Annotated in this window: 15 protein-coding genes, 1 tRNA gene and 1 pseudogene; 8 read left to right on the forward strand and 9 right to left on the reverse strand. The window is 72.9% G+C overall.

The features are described from left to right. Positions 1-74 precede the first annotated feature (74 nt). The gene (locus ACIY1X_RS06725; protein WP_399679204.1) at positions 75-860 is read left to right on the forward strand and encodes an IclR family transcriptional regulator; all 786 of its coding nucleotides are present in this window, start codon (positions 75-77) and stop codon (positions 858-860) included. Between the two features lie 278 nt (positions 861-1,138). Here the strand turns inward: ACIY1X_RS06725 and ACIY1X_RS06730 are convergent. Further along, positions 1,139-1,213 (reverse strand) — tRNA-Arg (locus tag ACIY1X_RS06730). Further along, positions 1,170-2,129: a TetR family transcriptional regulator gene (locus tag ACIY1X_RS06735; RefSeq protein ID WP_399679227.1), complete on the reverse strand. Its 960-nt coding sequence runs from the start codon at positions 2,127-2,129 to the stop codon at positions 1,170-1,172. The genes ACIY1X_RS06730 and ACIY1X_RS06735 overlap by 44 nt, the downstream gene beginning before the upstream one ends. Here ACIY1X_RS06735 and ACIY1X_RS06740 point away from each other — a divergent pair. The 4 genes from ACIY1X_RS06740 to ACIY1X_RS06755 all read left to right on the forward strand — a co-directional run bounded on the left by ACIY1X_RS06740 (position 2,115) and on the right by ACIY1X_RS06755 (position 8,747). After that, entirely contained in the window at positions 2,115-3,368 is a 1,254-nt protein-coding gene (locus ACIY1X_RS06740; protein WP_399679206.1) for an efflux RND transporter periplasmic adaptor subunit, read from the forward strand. The genes ACIY1X_RS06735 and ACIY1X_RS06740 overlap by 15 nt on opposite strands. 33 nt (positions 3,369-3,401) lie before the next feature. Further along, on the forward strand, positions 3,402-6,572 hold the full coding sequence (locus tag ACIY1X_RS06745; protein ID WP_399679208.1) for an efflux RND transporter permease subunit: 3,171 nt from the start codon (positions 3,402-3,404) through the stop codon (positions 6,570-6,572). Further along, positions 6,559-8,019, forward strand: coding sequence for an efflux transporter outer membrane subunit (locus tag ACIY1X_RS06750; RefSeq protein ID WP_399679209.1), 1,461 nt, complete (start codon positions 6,559-6,561; stop codon positions 8,017-8,019). The genes ACIY1X_RS06745 and ACIY1X_RS06750 overlap by 14 nt, the downstream gene beginning before the upstream one ends. A 113-nt stretch (positions 8,020-8,132) precedes the next feature. Continuing rightward, positions 8,133-8,747, forward strand: coding sequence for a cytochrome c5 family protein (locus ACIY1X_RS06755; protein ID WP_038200308.1), 615 nt, complete (start codon positions 8,133-8,135; stop codon positions 8,745-8,747). A 46-nt stretch (positions 8,748-8,793) separates the two neighbouring features. Here the strand turns inward: ACIY1X_RS06755 and ACIY1X_RS06760 are convergent, their stop codons facing one another. The 4 genes from ACIY1X_RS06760 to ACIY1X_RS06775 are packed head-to-tail and all read right to left on the reverse strand — an operon-like array spanning position 8,794 to position 11,650. Next, positions 8,794-9,330, reverse strand: coding sequence for a DUF2946 family protein (locus ACIY1X_RS06760; protein ID WP_399679211.1), 537 nt, complete (start codon positions 9,328-9,330; stop codon positions 8,794-8,796). Positions 9,331-9,366: 36 nt separating this feature from the next. After that, positions 9,367-10,365 carry a YheT family hydrolase gene (locus ACIY1X_RS06765; protein ID WP_399679213.1) on the reverse strand — a complete coding sequence of 333 codons (999 nt, stop codon included), beginning with the start codon at positions 10,363-10,365 and terminating at the stop codon, positions 9,367-9,369. Continuing rightward, positions 10,362-10,817 carry a nuclear transport factor 2 family protein gene (locus tag ACIY1X_RS06770; protein WP_038200310.1) on the reverse strand — a complete coding sequence of 152 codons (456 nt, stop codon included), beginning with the start codon at positions 10,815-10,817 and terminating at the stop codon, positions 10,362-10,364. The genes ACIY1X_RS06765 and ACIY1X_RS06770 overlap by 4 nt, the downstream gene beginning before the upstream one ends. Before the next feature lie 32 nt (positions 10,818-10,849). Then, the gene (locus ACIY1X_RS06775) at positions 10,850-11,650 is read right to left on the reverse strand and encodes a hypothetical protein (protein ID WP_399679215.1); all 801 of its coding nucleotides are present in this window, start codon (positions 11,648-11,650) and stop codon (positions 10,850-10,852) included. A gap of 67 nt (positions 11,651-11,717) precedes the next feature. On the opposite strand from ACIY1X_RS06775, the gene ACIY1X_RS06780 reads away from it, so the two are divergent. The 3 genes from ACIY1X_RS06780 to ACIY1X_RS06790 are packed head-to-tail and all read left to right on the forward strand — an operon-like array spanning position 11,718 to position 13,814. Continuing rightward, on the forward strand, positions 11,718-12,317 hold the full coding sequence (locus ACIY1X_RS06780) for a LemA family protein (protein ID WP_051952594.1): 600 nt from the start codon (positions 11,718-11,720) through the stop codon (positions 12,315-12,317). 22 nt (positions 12,318-12,339) lie between these two features. Beyond that, positions 12,340-13,272: a TPM domain-containing protein gene (locus ACIY1X_RS06785; protein ID WP_399679217.1), complete on the forward strand. Its 933-nt coding sequence runs from the start codon at positions 12,340-12,342 to the stop codon at positions 13,270-13,272. After that, on the forward strand, positions 13,272-13,814 hold the full coding sequence (locus ACIY1X_RS06790; protein WP_399679219.1) for a TPM domain-containing protein: 543 nt from the start codon (positions 13,272-13,274) through the stop codon (positions 13,812-13,814). Before ACIY1X_RS06785 ends, ACIY1X_RS06790 begins: the two co-directional genes overlap by 1 nt. 9 nt (positions 13,815-13,823) lie before the next feature. Here the strand turns inward: ACIY1X_RS06790 and ACIY1X_RS06795 are convergent, their stop codons facing one another. From ACIY1X_RS06795 to ACIY1X_RS06805, 3 genes and pseudogenes are all read right to left on the reverse strand, one after another. Further along, positions 13,824-14,414 carry a Crp/Fnr family transcriptional regulator gene (locus tag ACIY1X_RS06795; RefSeq protein WP_399679221.1) on the reverse strand — a complete coding sequence of 197 codons (591 nt, stop codon included), beginning with the start codon at positions 14,412-14,414 and terminating at the stop codon, positions 13,824-13,826. Then, positions 14,411-15,124: a ligase-associated DNA damage response endonuclease PdeM gene (gene pdeM / locus ACIY1X_RS06800; protein ID WP_399679224.1), complete on the reverse strand. Its 714-nt coding sequence runs from the start codon at positions 15,122-15,124 to the stop codon at positions 14,411-14,413. The genes ACIY1X_RS06795 and pdeM overlap by 4 nt, the downstream gene beginning before the upstream one ends. A gap of 98 nt (positions 15,125-15,222) precedes the next feature. Then, positions 15,223-16,837: pseudogene (locus ACIY1X_RS06805) on the reverse strand (DNA ligase-associated DEXH box helicase); the annotation flags it as partial.

Raw genomic sequence — 16,837 nt, forward strand, 5'->3', positions numbered from 1 at the left:
CGTGAGGGAATTATTCGAAGCGCAATGCGGTCCGTGTCGCCGGGGCCTGCCTGTTTTTCCGTATAGTGGACAAAATGACTTCGCGCACCCACGCCGCCGACGGCGCGCAGAGCCTGCACCGGGCCATCGGCCTGCTGCGCCTGCTGTCGGCGCGCACCGCCACCGGCTGGCGGCTGAGCGACCTGGCGCAGGAGGCCGCGCTGGAGCATTCGACGGTGCACCGCATGCTGGGCTGCCTGCTGCACGAGCGCCTGGCGGTGCGCGTGGCGGGCACGCGGCGCTACACGCTCGGGCCGCTGGCCTACGAGCTGGGCGTGGCCGCCGCGCCGCACTTCGCGATCGAGCGGCTGGCCGGCCCGGCGCTCGCGCAACTGGCCGCCGAGACGCGCGACATCGTGTTCCTCAACGTGCGCAGCGGCGCCGAGTCGGTGTGCGTGGCGCGCTTCGAGGGACGCAAGGCGCTGAAGGCCTACACGGTGGAGGTCGGCACGCGCCGGCCGCTGAGCCTTTCGGCCGGCGGCGCGGCGATGCTGATCGCGCTGCCGCGCGCGGAGCAATCGCGCATCCAGGCGCTGAACCTGCGTGCGATCGTGCGGCGCGGCGAGGCGCAGCAGACGGCCGTGCGGCGCATGCTGCAGCGCTCCCGCCGGCTGGGCTACGGCTGCAACCAGGAGGACATCATCCCCGGCATCGCCGCGATCGGCGTGGCGATCCGCTCGGCGGCGGGCGAGCCGCTGGCCTCGCTGAGCCTGGCGGCGGCGGGCGCCGACCTGGCGCCGCCGCGGCGCAGCCGGCTGCTGGAGCGGCTGAACGCCGAGGCCCGAAGGATCGAAGCGCAGCTGGGGCTGCTGCGTTACTGACCCGCCATCGTGGAGCAACGACGATGGGGGCGTGGCCGCGCGCCTCGGTACGGCGTGATCTGCGCCAGCATGGAGGGCTGCCCGCCGCGACGCACGGACAGGACAGGCGCTCCGCACTCCCCTGCGCCCGCGCTTTCCAGCCGGCTCATCCACTGAGCGCCAGGGCCGCCGCCCATGTCAATCGGCGGAATGCGCCGCGCACGCCCATGCGCCCGCATTCCTTCGCAGAGAAGAAAACAAAAAAGCCGGACACCTTTGGAAGTGTCCGGCTTGGTAGCTGGTCCCGCCGCCAGGAATCGAACCTGGATCTCAGCCTTCGGAGGGCCGAATTCTATCCATTGAAATACGGCGAGAGTGGCGTGCCTCGCGGCGACGCGAACCCGCGATTATGACCGATCGCGGCGGCAGCTCGCAGGGCGGCTCGAGGAGGGGTTCGGCATCGCGGCGATCGAAGCCCAGGCCGCGCATGTACACGCGGAACAACCGCCGCCCGGCCTGCACGAGCGCGAACGCGCCGGGGTCGAGCAGCCAGTCCTGGATCAGCCCGGCCAGCAGCGCGTGCAGGCCGACGGCGGCCGTGGCGGCAGGGATCGGCAGGCGCAGATTCGCCTGCCGCGCGGCCAGCCGCAGGGCCCGCTCGAAGTCGCCGATGCAGGCGCCGCGGCCGCTCAGGTGGCGCGCCTGCACCGAGGCCATCTCCTTCGTGTACTCGACCTTGTGCGAGGCGATCTCGAACACGCGGCGCACCTGCGGGTCGGTCGTCACCAGCCGCAGCGCATCGAGCATGCCCGCCTCCAGCACGTCCAGCGGCGCCTGGCCGCGGCAGGCCGCCGCGGCGCTCACGCCGGCCTCGATGGGCAGCGTCACGCGGTCCATCATGGCGTTGAACAGGTCGGCCTTGTCCTTGAAGTGCCAGTAGATGGCGCCGCGGGTCGCGCCCGCCTCCTCGGCGATCTGCTGCAGGGTGGTGCGCGACACGCCCTGCGCCTGGAACAGGACCTCCGCCGCATCCAGCAGCCGCTCGCGCGTGGCCTGCGCCTCTTCCTTGGTCCGACGTACCACGACGATGTCTCCGGGTGGGGTGGCGCGCCTGCCGGCGCCGAAATTCGAAGGTCTTGAATATACATGCATGAATGTATGTAAACTCGCGGCTTCGACAAATTCCCGTGTCGCGCCCGTGTCTCTTCGGCATGGGCGCGACACGGGCGTCTGCGTCACATCTTCGCTCCCAGCCCTTCTCGACAAAGGATTCGCATGCCCTTCCTGCATGTCTCACGTGATTCGTTGCGCTCGCCGCGCCGTGCCGGCGCAGCCGCGGCAGCGCTGCTGGCGCTGACGCTGGCCGCCTGCGGCAACCAGGACGCGGCGCCCGCAGGGGGCGGCGCCCCCGGCGCAGGCGGTGGCGGCGCGCCGGCGCCGGAGGTCGGCGTGGTGGTGGCCACGCCGGGCGAGGTGGGCCTGGTGACCGAGCTGCCCGGCCGGCTGGAGGCCTCGCGCGTGTCGCAGGTGCGCGCCCGCGCGGCCGGCATCCTGAACAAGCGCCTGTTCAAGGAAGGCAGCGACGTCAAGGCGGGCCAGCCGCTGTTCGCGATCGACCCCGCGCCCTACGAGGCCGCCATGCGCAGCGCGCAGGCCAGCGTGGCGCGCTCCGAGGCCAACGCGGCGCAGGCCAAGGCACTGGCCGAGCGCTACCGGCCGCTGGTCGAGGCCAACGCCGTGAGCAAGCAGGAATACGCCAACGCGGTGGCGTCGTGGAAGGCCGCGGAGGCCGACGTGGCCGCCGGCCGCGCCGCGGTGACGACGGCGAGGATCAACCTGGGCTACGCGACCGTGACGGCGCCGATCTCGGGCCGCATCGGCCGCGCGCTGGTGACCGAGGGCGCGCTGGTGGGCCAGGGCGAGGCGACGCCGCTGGCGACCATCCAGCAGATCGACCCGCTGTACGTCAACTTCACGCAGTCGGCGAGCGAGGCGCTGCGCCTGCGCCGCGCCTTCGAGGCCGGCACGCTCAAGCGCTCGGGCGAAGGCGCGGCCAGCGTGAAGATCCTGCTGGAGGACGGCACCGAGTACGCGCAGCCCGGCCGGCTGCTGTTCACCGACCTGAGCGTGGACGAGACCACGGGGCAGGTGACGCTGCGCGCCGAGGTGCCCAACCCCCGCGGCGACCTGCTGCCCGGCCTGTACGTGCGCGTGCGCATGGAGCAGGCCCAGGCGTCCAACGCGATCGCGGTGCCGCAGCAGGCGGTGACGCGCACCGAGCAGGGCGACACGGTCACGGTGGTGGGCGCCGACGGCAAGCTCAGCCAGCGCAGCGTGAAGATCACCGCCGGGCAGAACAACCGCTGGATCGTCACGGACGGCCTCAAGGAAGGCGAGCAGGTCATGGTCGACGGCTTCCAGAAGCTGCAGATGCTGCCGCCGGGCACGCCGGTGAAGGCCGTGCCTTGGAAGGCCCCGGGCAGCGCGCCTGCCGCCCCGGCGCCGGCACCGGCCGCGCCGAAGCAATGACGCCGCCGAGGAACCACAGGAACACACGCACCCATGGCCAAGTTCTTCATTGACCGCCCGATCTTCGCTTGGGTGATCGCCCTGTTCATCATCGTGATGGGCGCGGTATCGATCACGCAGCTGCCGATCGCGCAGTACCCGCCGGTCGCGCCGCCCGCGATCGTCATCAACACCACCTACCCCGGCGCCTCCGCGCAGACGCTGGAGGACAGCGTGCTGTCGGTCATCGAGCGCGAGATGAACGGCGCGCCGGGCCTGATCTACATGGAGTCGGTGGCCCAGGCCGACGGCACGGGCTCGCTGACCATCACCTTCGAGCCGGGCACGAACGAGGACCTCGCGCAGGTGGAGGTGCAGAACCGCCTGTCGCGCGCCACGCCGCGCCTGCCGGCGGCGGTGACGCAGCAGGGCGTGCGCGTCGACAAGTCGCGCGACAACTTCCTGCTGTTCGCCATGCTGTCGTCCGACAACCCGGACTTCGACACGGTGCAGCTGGGCGACTACGCCGCGCGCAACATCCAGCCCGAGCTGCAGCGCGTCAAGGGCATCGGCCAGGTGCAGCTGTTCGGCAGCGAGACCGCCATGCGGGTGTGGATCGACCCGGCCAAGCTGCAGGGGCTGCGCCTGTCCTCGGCCGAGGTGGCGGCGGCCATCCGCGCGCAGAACGCGCAGGTGGCCTCGGGCACCATCGGCGACCTGCCCAACGTGGCCGGCCAGAGCATCGCGGCGACGGTGGTGGTCAAGGGCCAGCTGTCGAACGTCGAGCAGTTCCGCAACATCGTGCTGCGCGCCAACCCCGACGGCTCCTCCGTGCGCTTGAAGGACGTGGCCCGCATCGAGCTCGGCGGCCAGAGCTACGCCACCTCGGCGCGCCTGAACGGCGTGCCGGCCGTCGGCCTGGGGGTGCAGCCCTCGCCCACCGGCAACGCGATGGAGTCGGCCCGCCTGGTGCGCGAGAAGATGGAGGAGCTGGCGAAGTACTTCCCCGAGGGCGTGAAGTGGGACATCCCCTACGACAGCTCCAAGTTCGTCGGCATCTCCATCGAGCAGGTCACCCACACGCTACTGGAGGCGGTGGCGCTGGTGTTCCTGGTGATGTTCCTGTTCCTGCAGAACTGGCGCTACACGCTGATCCCGACGCTGGTGGTGCCCATCGCGCTGCTGGGCACCTTCGCGACGCTGCTGGCGCTGGGCTTCTCGATCAACGTGCTGACCATGTTCGGCATGGTGCTGGTGATCGGCATCGTGGTGGACGACGCCATCGTGGTGGTGGAGAACGTCGAGCGCATCATGAGCGAGGAGGGCCTGCCGCCGCTGGAGGCGACCAAGAAGGCCATGCAGCAGATCTCCGGCGCCATCATCGGCGTGACGGTGGTGCTGATCTCGGTGTTCGTGCCGCTGGCCTTCTTCGCCGGCTCCACCGGCAACATCTACCGCCAGTTCTCGGCGGTGATGGTGGCCTCGATCTCCTTCTCGGCCTTCATGGCGCTGTCGCTCACGCCGGCGCTGTGCGCCACGCTGCTCAAGCCGGTCGAGGCGGGCCACCACCACGAGAAGAAGGGCTTCTTCGGCTGGTTCAACCGCGGCTTCTCGCGCACGGCCAAGGGCTACGAGAGCATGGTGTCGCGCATCCTGCGGCGCGCGGCGCGCTACCTGCTCATCTATGCTGCCATCATCGCCGCCGTGGTGCTGATGTACCAGCGCCTGCCCACGTCCTTCCTGCCGCAGGAAGACCAGGGCAACATCCTGGTGAACGTGCAGCTGCCGCCCGGCGCCACGCAGGAGCGCATGCTGGACGTGATGCAGCAGGTCGAGGGCTACATGCTCAAGCAGCCCGAGGTCGAGAGCATGGTCAGCGTGCTGGGCTTCAGCTTCTCCGGCCAGGGCCAGAACGCCGGCATCGGCTTCGTGACGCTCAAGGACTGGAACGAGCGCAAGGACCCGGCCCACGCCGCCGAAGCGGTGGCCGGCCGCGCCTTCGGTGCGCTGTCGGGCATCCGCGACGCCTTCATCTACCCGCTGAACCCGCCGCCCATCCCCGAGCTGGGCTCGGCCAGCGGCTTCAGCTTCCGGCTGCAGGACCGCGCCGGCCAGGGCCACCAGGCGCTGGTCAACGCGCGCAACCAGCTCCTGGGCATGGCCTCGCAGAGCAAGGTCCTGGCGCAGGTGCGCCCCGACGGCCTGGAAGACGCGCCGCAGCTGGAGATCGACATCGACCGCGACAAGGCGCAGGCGCTGGGCGTGGGCTTCGACGCCATCAACACCTCGCTGTCCTCCGCGCTGGGGTCGAGCTACATCAACGACTTCCCCAACCGCGGCCGCCTGCAGCGCGTGGTGGTGCAGGCCGACGCGCCCTCGCGCATGCAGCCCGAGGACCTGCTGCGCCTGACCGCCCCCAACGCACAGGGCCAGCCCGTGCCGCTGTCGGCCTTCGCCGCCACGCGCTGGATCAACGGCGCGCAGCAGACGGTACGCTACAACGGCTACCCGTCGATGCGCATCAGCGGCGACGCGGCGCCGGGCCACAGTACCGGCGCGGCGATGGCGGAGATGGAACGCCTGGCCGGGCAGCTGCCCGAGGGCTTCGGCTTCGAGTGGACCGGCCAGTCGCGCGAGGAGAAGCAGGCCGGCTCGCAGGCCATCATCCTCTACGGCTTCGCGGTGCTGGCGGTGTTCCTGTGCCTGGCGGCGCTGTACGAGAGCTGGTCGATCCCGCTGTCGGTGATCCTGGTGGTGCCGCTGGGCGTGCTGGGGGTGCTGGCCGCCACCTTCCTGCGGCAGTACTCGAACGACGTGTACTTCCAGGTGGGCCTGATCACCATCATCGGCCTGTCGGCGAAGAACGCCATCCTGATCATCGAGTTCGCCAAGGACCTGCAGGCCCAGGGCAAGAGCGCGGTGGCCGCGGCGCTGGAGGCGGCGCACCTGCGCTTCCGGCCGATCGTGATGACCTCGCTGGCCTTCGGCCTGGGCGTGCTGCCGCTGTTCCTCGCCTCCGGCGCCGGCTCGGCCAGCCAGCGCGCCATCGGCACCGGCGTGGTCGGCGGCATGATCACGGGCACGACGCTGGCCGTGTTCTTCGTGCCGGTCTTCTTCGTCGTGGTGCGCTCGCTGTTCAAGGGCAGCAGGCGCCAGCAGGAACTGAACAAGCGGCACGCCGAAGCGGCCGGAATCAAGGAAGAATCGAGCCATGACGCGTCCTGACCGAACCCTGGGCCGGCCTTTCCTGCCTGCCGCCCTGGCCGCCGCCCTGCTGGCGGCCGGCTGCTCCCTGGCGCCCACCTACGAGCGCCCCGCCGCACCGGTGCCCACCACCTTCCCGGGCGACCCGGCGCAGCCCGGCGGCCGCGCCGCGGCCGAAACGCCCTGGCAGCAGTTCTTCACCGACCCGCGCCTGGCCAGGCTGATCGACACCGCGCTGGCCAACAACCGCGACCTGCGCGTGGCGGCGCAGAACATCGAGCAGGCGCGCGCCCAGTTCGGCGTACAGCGCGCGGCGCTGTTCCCGGCGGTGGGCGTGACGGCCTCCGGCTCGCGCTCCGAGCCCAACCCGGCCCGCGCCTACCGCGACGACGCCGGCAAGGTGTCCTCCAGCTACTCGGTCAACCTGGGCATGACCGCCTGGGAGATCGACTTCTTCGGCCGCATCCGCAGCCTGAGCGACGCGGCGCTGGCCCGCTACCTCGCCACCGAGGAGACGATGCGCGCCACGCAGATCAGCCTGGTCGCCGCCGTCGCCACCGGCTGGCTGACGCTGGTGGCCGACGAGGAGCTGCTGGCCATCACCCGCCAGACGCTGGCCACGCGCGAGGACACGCTCAAGCTGACCAAGCTGCGCTTCGACAACGGCGTGGCCTCCGACCTGGACTACCAGGCCGCCAACTCGCTGGCCGAGTCGGCCCGCGCCACCTATGCCCAGCAGCAGCGGCTGCGCCGGCAGGACGAGAACGCGCTGGCCCTGCTGCTGGGCGCGCCGGTGCCGGCCGGGGCGCTGGCCGGCCTCGAGGGCGGGCTGCGCTCGCTCACGCCGATGCCGGACGTGCCCGCCGGCCTGCCGTCCGACCTGCTGGCCGAGCGGCCCGACATCCGCGCCGCCGAGCAGCAGCTCGTCGCCGCCAACGCCAACATCGGCGCGGCGCGCGCGGCCTTCTTCCCGCGCGTGGCGCTCACCACCTCGGTGGGCACCGTCAGCTCGCAGTTCGACAACCTGTTCCATTCCGGCACCCGTGCCTGGGCCTTCTCGCCGCAGATCACGCTGCCGATCTTCACCGCCGGGGCCAACCAGGCCAACCTCGACGCCGCCCGGGCGGCGCGCGAGATCGCGGTGGCGGAATACGAGAAGTCGATCCAGTCGGCCTTCCGCGAGGTGGCCGACGCGCTGGCCGGCCGCGAGACGCTGACCGAGCAGGCGCGCGCGCTGGACGCCACCGCCCAGGCCGAGCGCAGGCGCTTCGAGCTGTCGGACCTGCGCTACCGCAACGGCGTCGCCAGCTCGCTCGACCTGCTGGACGCGCAGCGCTCGCTGTTCGCCGCCCAGCAGCAGGCGGTGCAGGCGCGGCTGCAGGAGCTGCAGAACCGCGTGACGCTGTACAAGGTGCTCGGCGGCGGCTGGACGGCGACGGAGCCGTCGGCGCAGCAGCCGGCGACCTGACCCGCGGCGCGGGGCCGGCGCGGCCCCGCCCGGACGCGGTCCCCGGGGCGTCCGGGGGCCGCTCCCTATAATCGTCGGCTGATTCGAAAAAGCCCCCCGATACTGAGGACGCCATGAGCGACAGCGCGCACCACCACGCCACGGAAGAGGCCCACACCGGTCCCATCAAGAATCCCAAGCAGCTCCTGATGGCGGTGCTCTTCGGCTTTCTGGCGCCGATCCTGATCATCGCGGGCCTGGTGTCCTACGTCGTGGCCGGGCTCAAGCCCTCGGGCTCGGCGCAGGGCGACAGCATGGCGCTGTACGGCGTGAGCCAGGAAGCGCGCGAGCGCGAGGTGGCCGAGCGCATCCGCAAGGTGGGCTCCATCGAGATCCGCGACGCCAACCGCCCGCTGGCCACCGGCGAGGCCGTCTTCAAGGCCCAGTGCGCGGCCTGCCACGGCAGCCCGGGCATCCCCGGCGCCCCGCACTTCGGCGACGCCGCCGGCTGGGGCCCGCGCATCGGCCAGGGCTACGCCACGCTGCTGGAGCACGCGCTCAAGGGCAAGGGCGCCATGCCGCCCCAGGGCGGCGGCGACTTCGAGGACGTGGAAATCGGCCGTGCGGTGGTCTACATGGCCAACTCCGGCGGCGCCAAGTTCGACGAACCGCAGCGCCCGGCGGCCGCGGAGGCGCCGGCCGAAGGTGCCGCTGCCGCAGCGCCGGCCGACGCCGCGCCCAAGCAGTAACAACAGGCGCCTGCCAGCAAGGAACCGGCCTCCAGGGCCGGTTTTTTTATGTCGATGCCACCGCCGCGCGGGCCTGCGGGCTCATGACATAACCGAAGCGCTGCGGCAGGTCGGCCGCGCGCACCTCTTCAGGCTGCCAGCGGCCCTGCTCGATCGCCTCGGCCGCCACGCCGACGTCCTGCGTGTGGACCAGCCCCAGCCCGGCGTCCGATGCCAGGTACAGCCGGCCCGCCTCGTCCAGCAGGCAGCCCGTCGGCACCGCCGGCGCGCCGGTGTGGGCGACCACCGAGAAGTCCTCGTGCACCCGCCACACCAGCGGCGTGCACTCCAGTTCCACGTACACGCGCTGCGGGCCGTTCTGGAAGAACCACTGGCCCGCCTCGTCGTGCTCGTAGTTGCGCTGGATGAAGGCGATCAGCCCCTCGTGCTCCAGCAGCGCGCCCTTCGATGCGGGGAAGGCACCCGCCGCCTGCGCCTGCGCATCGCGCAGGAACCACTGGCCCCGCGCGTCCAGCCCCAGCCAGCCGTGGCAGTGGGGCACGTTGGGCCACTTGGCGATGGCCTGCCTGACGATGTCGTCCATGGCGGCATTCTGCGCCCCGCGGCGCGGCGGGCGCTGTCAGAGACGGTCGCGAAGCCAGCCGCCCACGGCCGACGGCAGCCCGGTGACGTGCCCCGGCGGCAGCCCGAGCGCGAAGCCCACGTGGCCGCCGTGCCGCGGCTGCCACAGCGTCACGTGCCGGCCCACCTCGTGCGGACCGGGCAGGCTGTCGCCGGGGACGAAGGGGTCGTTGACCGCGTTGACCACCAGCGCCGGCACGCGGATGTCGGCCAGCCGCGGCTTGGCGGAGGCGCGCGCCCAGTAGTCGCGCGTGCCGGCAAAGCCGTGCAGCGGCGCGGTGAAGACGTCGTCGAAGGCGTACAGGTCGCGCGCGGCGCGCAGCGCGTCCGCGTCGAACAGGCCCGGATGCTGCGCCAGCTTGGCCAGCGCCTTGGGCTTCATGGTCGCGAGGAACATGCGCGTGTAGACCAGCCGGTTGAAGCCGCGCCCGATGGCCGCGCCGCCGGCCGCCAGGTCCAGCGGCGCGCTCACCGAGGCCACGGCGCGCACGCTGGCGGCGGCGGTGGCGCCGGCCTCCTCGGCCCAGCGCAGGAGCGCGTTGCCGCCCAGCGAGACGCCCGCGGCGACGGTCGGCACGCCCCGCCGCAGGGCGAACTGCCCGAGCATCCAGCCCACTTCCTCGTGGTCGCCCGAGTGGTAGGCGCGCGGCGCGAGGTTGAGCTCGCCGCTGCAGCCGCGGAAGTGCGGCACCGCGAAGTGCATGCCCTGCGCCGCGGCCCAGGCGGCGAAGGCCTCGGCGTAGTGGCTGCGCGAGGAGCCCTCCAGCCCGTGGAACAGCACCAGCAGCGGCGCCGCCGGGTCGGGCGCGTCCTGGAAGTCCACGTCGACGAAGTCGCCGTCGGGCGTGGTCCAGCGCTCGCGGCGGTAGACCGGCGCCGGCCCGGCATGGCGGCGCGACCACAGCGCCGGCCAGATGGTCTGCAGGTTGCCGCCGGGCAGCCAGCGCGGCGCGCGGTGCCCGTGCAGCGAGAGGGAGGCGGGGGGCAGCGCGCTCAATGCAGGACGGTCGGGATGTCGAGCCCCTCGTCCGGCGCCTGCGCGGTGCCGGGGCTGGCATGGTGCGCCACCATGCGCCAGCCCTGGGCGGTCTTGTGATAGACGTTGGTGGCGAGCACGAAGGCGTGCTTGGGCCCCTCGGCCGTGAGCACCTCGATGCGCTCGAGCACGTTGTGCACGCTGCTGGCCAGCGCATCGACCTTGCGCACGCGCGCCGGCCGGGCATGGATCGCGCCGCCGTTGGCGAACATCTGCTCGAAGGCGGCGCGGATCGCCACCGCGCCGACCAGGCGCGGGCCGCCGGGGTGGACGCAGAAGACCTCGTCCTCGTCGGCCCAGCAGGCCATCAGCGCGTCCACGTCGCCGCGCTGCAGCGCCTCGTAGAAGGCGTTCTCGACGTCGTCTGCGGTGCCGCCGAGGGTGGCGGCGCGGAGTCTGGACTTGGTGGACATGGCGCCATGGATTGTGCCGCGCCGCGGGATGCTCAGACGGCTTTCCAGGCATCGCGGGCCGGCACCGGATCGCCGCCGGCGCGCCCCAGCAGCCAGCGCGCGGCCACCGCATGCGCGTCGCCCTGGGCGGCGGCCCAGACCATCTCCGGCGCGGCCACGTGCACGCCCGGCGGCGCCAGGGCCAGCGCCACGTCCAGCAGCTCGGCGACGCGGGCCGCGCGCACCGGCCGCTCGGTGGCCGGCACCATGAAGCGGGCGACGGACAGCATCCACGCGGCCAGGCGGTGCAGCGCGGCCAGCCGCGGCGCCCCCGCGGGCCGGCGCGCGCTGCGCAGCAGCAGCACGCACTCGAAGTCCAGCGCCGCCAGCGCATGCTCGCCGGCATCGGCCAGGCCGTGCTTGAGGGCCTCGGGCAGCCGCCCCTGGTCGTGCGGCTGCACCACCGCCAGCGTGCGCACGCCGCAGCGGCGCAGCCAGGCGGCCAGTTCGCCGAGCTGCGACGGATCGGGCGCCCACAGCGCGCGCTCGCGGCCGTTGCGCAGGCGCGGCGGATCGAAGGCGACGACCGCCACGTCGGCCGCGGCCGGCGGCCAGTCGCGCAGCGGCGCGCCGGCCGGCACCTGCACGGATTCGACGCCGCGCAGCCCGTCGCGCATCGGCTCGGCCGCCAGCACGCGCGTGCGGGCGAAGCGGTGGGTGCCCGACAGGCGGCGCACGATCTCGCTGCCCAGCGGCCCGGTGGCACCGACGATCAGCAGCGTGCGGGCGGCATCGGCCGGGCGCGGCGGCGCCCGGTTCGCCGCCTGCAGGGCCTGGAGGGGATCGAGGGACATGGCCGCGCCTATGCTACCTTTGCCGCCTCGCGGCCCGCCGGGCCGCCGCCAAGGAGGCCGAACCACCATGATCCGAATCCTCAAGCGCTGGCTGCCGCTGGCCCTGCTCGCCGCCCTGCTCACCGGCTGCGGCTACAACGACTTCCAGCGCCTGGACGAGGCCAGCAAGTCCGCCTGGAGCGAGGTGCTGAACCAGTACCAGCGCCGCGCCGACCTGGTGCCCAACATCGTCGCCTCGGTCAAGGGCGAGGCCAACTTCGAGCAGGAGACGCTGACGAAGGTGATCGAGGCGCGCGCCAAGGCGACCTCGATCCAGGTCACGCCCGAGACGCTGAACAACCCCGAGGCCTTCAACAAGTTCCAGCAGGCGCAGGGCGAGCTGTCGGGTGCGCTGTCGCGCCTGATGGTGGTGGCCGAGCGCTACCCGCAGCTGCAGGCCAACCAGGCCTTCCGCGACCTGCGGGTGACGCTGGAGGGCACCGAGAACCGCATCACGGTGGCGCGCAACCGCTACATCCAGACGGTGCAGGAGTACAACGTGCTGGCCCGCAGCTTCCCCACCAACCTGACGGCCATGGCCTTCGGCTACGACCCGAAGCCGAACTTCAGCGTGCAGAACGAGGCGGAGATCTCCCGGCCGCCGACGGTGGACTTCGAGAAGAAGTGACGGCGCAGGTGCACTGAGCCCGATGGCATTCCAGCGCATGTGGCGCGCGCTCGGCGCGCTGTTCCTGATCGCCGCCGCCTCGGCCGCGTTCATGGCGGCAGCCTGGGCGCAGCAGGCCGTGCCCGCGCTCGCCGGCCGGGTGATCGACCAGACCGCCACGCTCTCAGCGGGCGACCGGCAGGCACTGGACGATAAGCTCGCTGCCTTCGAGCAGCGCAAGGGCACGCAGATCGTGGTGCTGATGGTGCCGACGACGGCGCCGGAAGACATCGCCGCGTATGCCAACCGCGTGGCCAACACCTGGAAGATCGGCCGCCGCGACGTGGGCGACGGCGTGCTGGTGATCGTCGCCAAGGACGACCGGCGCATGCGCATCGAGGTCGCCAAGACGCTCGAAGGCGCGGTGCCCGACCTGGCGGCGGCGCGCATCATCGACCAGCAGATGAAGCCGGCCTTCCGCAACGGCGACTTCGCTGGCGGCCTGATGGCGGCGGCCGACCAGCTCATCGCCCGCATCGACGGCGAGGCGCTGCCGGAGGTGGCCTCGGCCAGCTACGAGCAGCGCAGCCTGATGGACGTGGACTGGGAGCACCTGATCCTGTTCCTGTTCTTCGGCGTGCTCATCGGCGGCCCCATCCTGCGCAAGCTGATGGGCGCGATCCTCGGCCCGCTCGCCGCCGGCGGCCTGGGCGGGCTGCTGGCCTTCGCGTTCACCAGCAGCCTGGTCGTGTCGGGCATCGCGGGCCTGCTGGCGCTCGGCTACACGCTGCTCGCCAAGCCGGCCAGTTTCAGCGGCGGCGGCGGTGGCTCGGGCCACGGCTACGGCTCGGGCGGCTGGAGCAGCGGCTCGTCCTCCTCTTCCTCCGGCGACTGGGGCGACTGGGGCGGCGGAGGCGGCTTCAGCTCCGGCGGGGGCGGCGATTTCGGTGGCGGCGGCGCCTCGGGAGACTGGTGATGCCTGGACGCAAGACCTATCCGCCCACCTGGGCCGGCCGCCTGCAGCGCCTGCTGCGCAACCGGCTGACCGACCGGGCCGACGTGCGCCGCGTGCTGCCGCCCGACGCGCTGGCGCGCCTGGGCGAGCGCGTGGCCGCCAGCGAGCGGCGCCACACGGGGCAGATCCGCATCTGCATCGAGGCCGGCCTGCCGTGGAGCTACATCCGCCGCGACGCGCCGGCGCGCCAGCGCGCCGTCACCCAGTTCGGCAAGCTGCGCGTGTGGGACACCGAGGACAACAACGGCGTGCTGATCTACCTGCTGCTGGCCGAGCACGCGATCGAGATCGTGGCCGACCGCGGCATCGACGTGCATGCCGACCCGCAGCAGTGGCGCGAGATGGCGCGGCGCATGGGCCGGGCCTTCGGCGAGCATCGCTTCGAGGACGGCCTGACGCTGGCGCTGGAGGAAGTCTCGGCGCTGCTGGTGGAACATTTCCCCGCGCGCGAGGACGCCCCGCCGCGCGGCAACGAGCTGCCCGATTCGCCGATCGTGATCTGAGGGCCGCCGTCAGGCGGTGCCCATGTCGGTGTCCTGCCCCAGCAGCCGCCGGTTCACGGCGTGGGTGGCGTCCAGCTCGCGCTGCAGCGCCCGCGCCACCTGCGAGAGCGTGCGCAGGCGCCGGTTGGTGCTGCGCACGCGGTCGGCCATGGCCTGCGCCAGGCCCAGCAGCAGGCGCGAGGCGACGGCCGGGTTGACCTCCACCAGCCCGCGCAGCGCGGTGCGCGACAGCGTGGCCATCTTCACCTCCGTCAGCGCGGTGCAGGTGGCCGAGCGCGGCGCGCCGTCCAGCAGACCCATCTCGCCGATGAGCTGGCCCGGGCCGATGATGGAGATGACCACTTCCTCGCCGGGCAGCAGGGCGGCGCTCTCGGCGCGCACCTGGCCTTCGAGCAGCAGCGCCATGTAGTCGGTGTCGTCGCGCTGGCCCTCGCGCATCAGCACGGTGCCGGCAGGCACCCGCACCGGCTGCATGGCGTCGATGACGAGGCGCGCGTCGTGCGCGTCCAGTTCGGCGACGATGGACGAGCGCATCAGCATGCGCACCGCCTCCTCGCGCAGCAGGTGGCCGGAGCGCGGCAGGTCGTCGGAGGCTTTCATGCCGCTGCCTCCTGCGCCGGCGCCGGTGCCGGCAGCGCCCACACGCCGCCCCCGCCCACGGCATGGAAGCGGCGCCCGGGCGCGGCGGGCATCGACGCGCCGCCGGTGAATTCGCCGAAAGCCGGCAGCAGCGCCAGGCCCGGCTCGCTGACGAAGCAGGGCAGGCGCAGGCTGTCGCGCCCGCGCCCCTGCAGGCTGCACACCGGATGCAGGTGGCCGGCCAGCACGAAGTGCGTGGCGTGCCGCTGCGGGTGGTGGCAGCAGGCGAAGGGGCCGAGGAGGTGCGGCTCGTCGACGACGGCGATGTCCAGCGCGGGCGGCGGGTCGCCGGCGCGGCTGTCGTGGTTGCCGCGCACCAGCGTCATGGCGATGCCCGCGTGCCGCGACCGCCAGGCCAGCGCCGCCTGCAGCAGCGCCGGGGTGCGCGCCTCGGGCGCGTGCAGGAAGTCGCCCAGGAAGACGATGGCCTGCGGCGCCCGCGCAGCAATCAGCGCATCCAGCCGCGCCAGGTTCTGCTGCGTGGTGCCGCCGGGCACCGGCTGGCCGAGCGCCCGGTAGGCCGCGGCCTTGCCCAGGTGCAGGTCGGCCACAAAGAGGGTGCGGCGCGCCGGCCACCACAGCGCCCGCCCGGCCAGCAGGTGCAGGCGTTCGCCGGCCCAGACGGCTTCGCAGGCGTCAGGAAGGGAAGAGGAGGAAGCGGCGCGGCTCACAGGTCGGACAGTGTCCCAGAAGAACCGTTTTTTCGTACCCGCTCCCTGCGCGGCCGAGTGTAACGATGGGGAATCGCCCGGTTGCGCGGACTTCGGCACTACAGCGGCGGCAGCGGACGCGAAGGCGGACGGCGCCGGCGCGGCGCCCGCGGCCCGGCAGCGCCGTCGGGCGCGTCCTGCCCGAAGGCCAGCCGCGCGCGCACGCCCTCGGCCGTGGCCGAGGCCACCTCGCCGGGCGCGACGGCGCCGCCGGCCGCCTGCTCCAACTGGGCCACCATGCGCGCGATGCGGTCGGCCACGTTCTCGTTGCTGAGCTTCTCGCGGAAGCGCTCGACCATCAGCGGGAAGGCGAAGGGCGAGGGCCGCGCCAGCGGCTGCAGCACGAGGCGCTGGCCGGCCATGCGCGCCAGGCTGGCGGCCAGGCGGCCGATCTCCAGTTCCTGCGCCAGCAGCTCGGCCTCGGCCTGGGCCAGCAGGCGATTAGCCGGGTCGTACTTGCGCAGCACCTCCCAGAACAGCGACGAGGAGGCCTGCACCTGCCGGCTGCTGCGCCGCTCGCCCGGGTAGCCCTGGAAGATCAGGCCCGCCACGCGCGCGATCTCGCGGAAGCGCCGCTGCGCCAGCTCGCCGGCGTTGAGGCTGGCCAGCACCTCGTGCAGCAGGTCGCCGCGCGCGTCATGGCCCGCGTGCAGCACCTGCGGCAGCAGCTCGGCCCAGTCGACCGGCGTGGCGCTCAGCAGTTCGAAGCCATAGTCGTTGACGGCGATGGAGAAGGTGCGCGGCGCGTGCTGCGCCACGCGCCAGCCGATCAGGTTGGCCAGGCCCATGTGCACCGGCCGGCCGGCGAAGGGGTAGAGGAAGAGGTGCGTGCCCTCGCGCGAGGCCAGCACCTCGGCCAGCAGCGTGCCGGGCGTGGGCAGGTGCGACCAGCGCTGCTGGATCTCCAGCAGCGGCCGCACGCACTGCAGCTCGGGCGAGTCGTAGCGGCCGGCGTCGGCGCGGGCGAGCTGGTCCACCACCGCGTCGGCCAGCGTGGTGGACAGCGGCATGCGCCCGCCGTTCCAGCGCGGCACCGCGGGGCGGCGGCCGGTGGCGCGGCGCACCCAGGCCGTCATCTCGTGCACCCGCACCAGCTCCAGCATGCGGCCGCCGAAGAGGAAGCAATCGCCCGGCTTCATGCGGGCGACGAAGCTTTCTTCCACGCTGCCGATGCGCGCGCCGCCGACGAACTGCACGCTCATGCTGGCGTCGCTGACGATGGTGCCGATGTTCATGCGGTGGCGCCGCGCCAGGCGTGCATCGGGCACGCGCCACACGCCCTCGGCGTCGGGCACGGCGCGGCGGTAGTCGGGGTAGGCCGCGAGCGAGGGGCCGCCCTGGCGCACGAAGTCCAGGCACCACTGCCAGTTCCCGTCGGACAGGTGTTCGTAGGCCGCCGTGCGGCGCACTTCGGCCAGCAGATCCTCGGGCCGGAAGCCGCCGCCCAGCGCCACGGTGACGAGGTGCTGCACCAGCACGTCCAGCGGTTCCTCGGGCGAGTGGCGCGACTCGATGTGGCCGGCGGCGATGGCGTCGCGCGCGGCGGCGCCTTCCACGATCTCCAGGCTGTGGGTGGGCACGAGGGTCACGCGCGAGGGCCGGCCCGGCGCGTGGCCCGAGCGGCCGGCGCGCTGCAGCAGCCGCGCCACGCCCTTGGGCGAGCCGATCTGCAGC

It is taken from the genome of Xenophilus sp. (genome assembly GCF_044462705.1).
Lineage (GTDB): Bacteria > Pseudomonadota > Gammaproteobacteria > Burkholderiales > Burkholderiaceae_C > Xenophilus > Xenophilus azovorans.

Bases quoted from the DNA above. Each gene is read 5' to 3' on its own strand.
- ACIY1X_RS06725 (WP_399679204.1), top strand. From the start codon at position 75: ATGACTTCGCGCACCCACGCCGCCGACGGCGCGCAGAGCCTGCACCGG.
- ACIY1X_RS06740 (WP_399679206.1), top strand. From the start codon at position 2,115: ATGCCCTTCCTGCATGTCTCACGTGATTCGTTGCGCTCGCCGCGCCGT.
- ACIY1X_RS06735 (WP_399679227.1), bottom strand. From the start codon at position 2,129: ATGCAGGAAGGGCATGCGAATCCTTTGTCGAGAAGGGCTGGGAGCGAA.
- ACIY1X_RS06745 (WP_399679208.1), top strand. From the start codon at position 3,402: ATGGCCAAGTTCTTCATTGACCGCCCGATCTTCGCTTGGGTGATCGCC.
- ACIY1X_RS06750 (WP_399679209.1), top strand. From the start codon at position 6,559: ATGACGCGTCCTGACCGAACCCTGGGCCGGCCTTTCCTGCCTGCCGCC.
- ACIY1X_RS06755 (WP_038200308.1), top strand. From the start codon at position 8,133: ATGAGCGACAGCGCGCACCACCACGCCACGGAAGAGGCCCACACCGGT.
- ACIY1X_RS06760 (WP_399679211.1), bottom strand. From the start codon at position 9,330: ATGGACGACATCGTCAGGCAGGCCATCGCCAAGTGGCCCAACGTGCCC.
- ACIY1X_RS06770 (WP_038200310.1), bottom strand. From the start codon at position 10,817: ATGTCCACCAAGTCCAGACTCCGCGCCGCCACCCTCGGCGGCACCGCA.
- ACIY1X_RS06775 (WP_399679215.1), bottom strand. From the start codon at position 11,650: ATGTCCCTCGATCCCCTCCAGGCCCTGCAGGCGGCGAACCGGGCGCCG.
- ACIY1X_RS06780 (WP_051952594.1), top strand. From the start codon at position 11,718: ATGATCCGAATCCTCAAGCGCTGGCTGCCGCTGGCCCTGCTCGCCGCC.
- ACIY1X_RS06785 (WP_399679217.1), top strand. From the start codon at position 12,340: ATGGCATTCCAGCGCATGTGGCGCGCGCTCGGCGCGCTGTTCCTGATC.
- ACIY1X_RS06790 (WP_399679219.1), top strand. From the start codon at position 13,272: ATGCCTGGACGCAAGACCTATCCGCCCACCTGGGCCGGCCGCCTGCAG.
- ACIY1X_RS06795 (WP_399679221.1), bottom strand. From the start codon at position 14,414: ATGAAAGCCTCCGACGACCTGCCGCGCTCCGGCCACCTGCTGCGCGAG.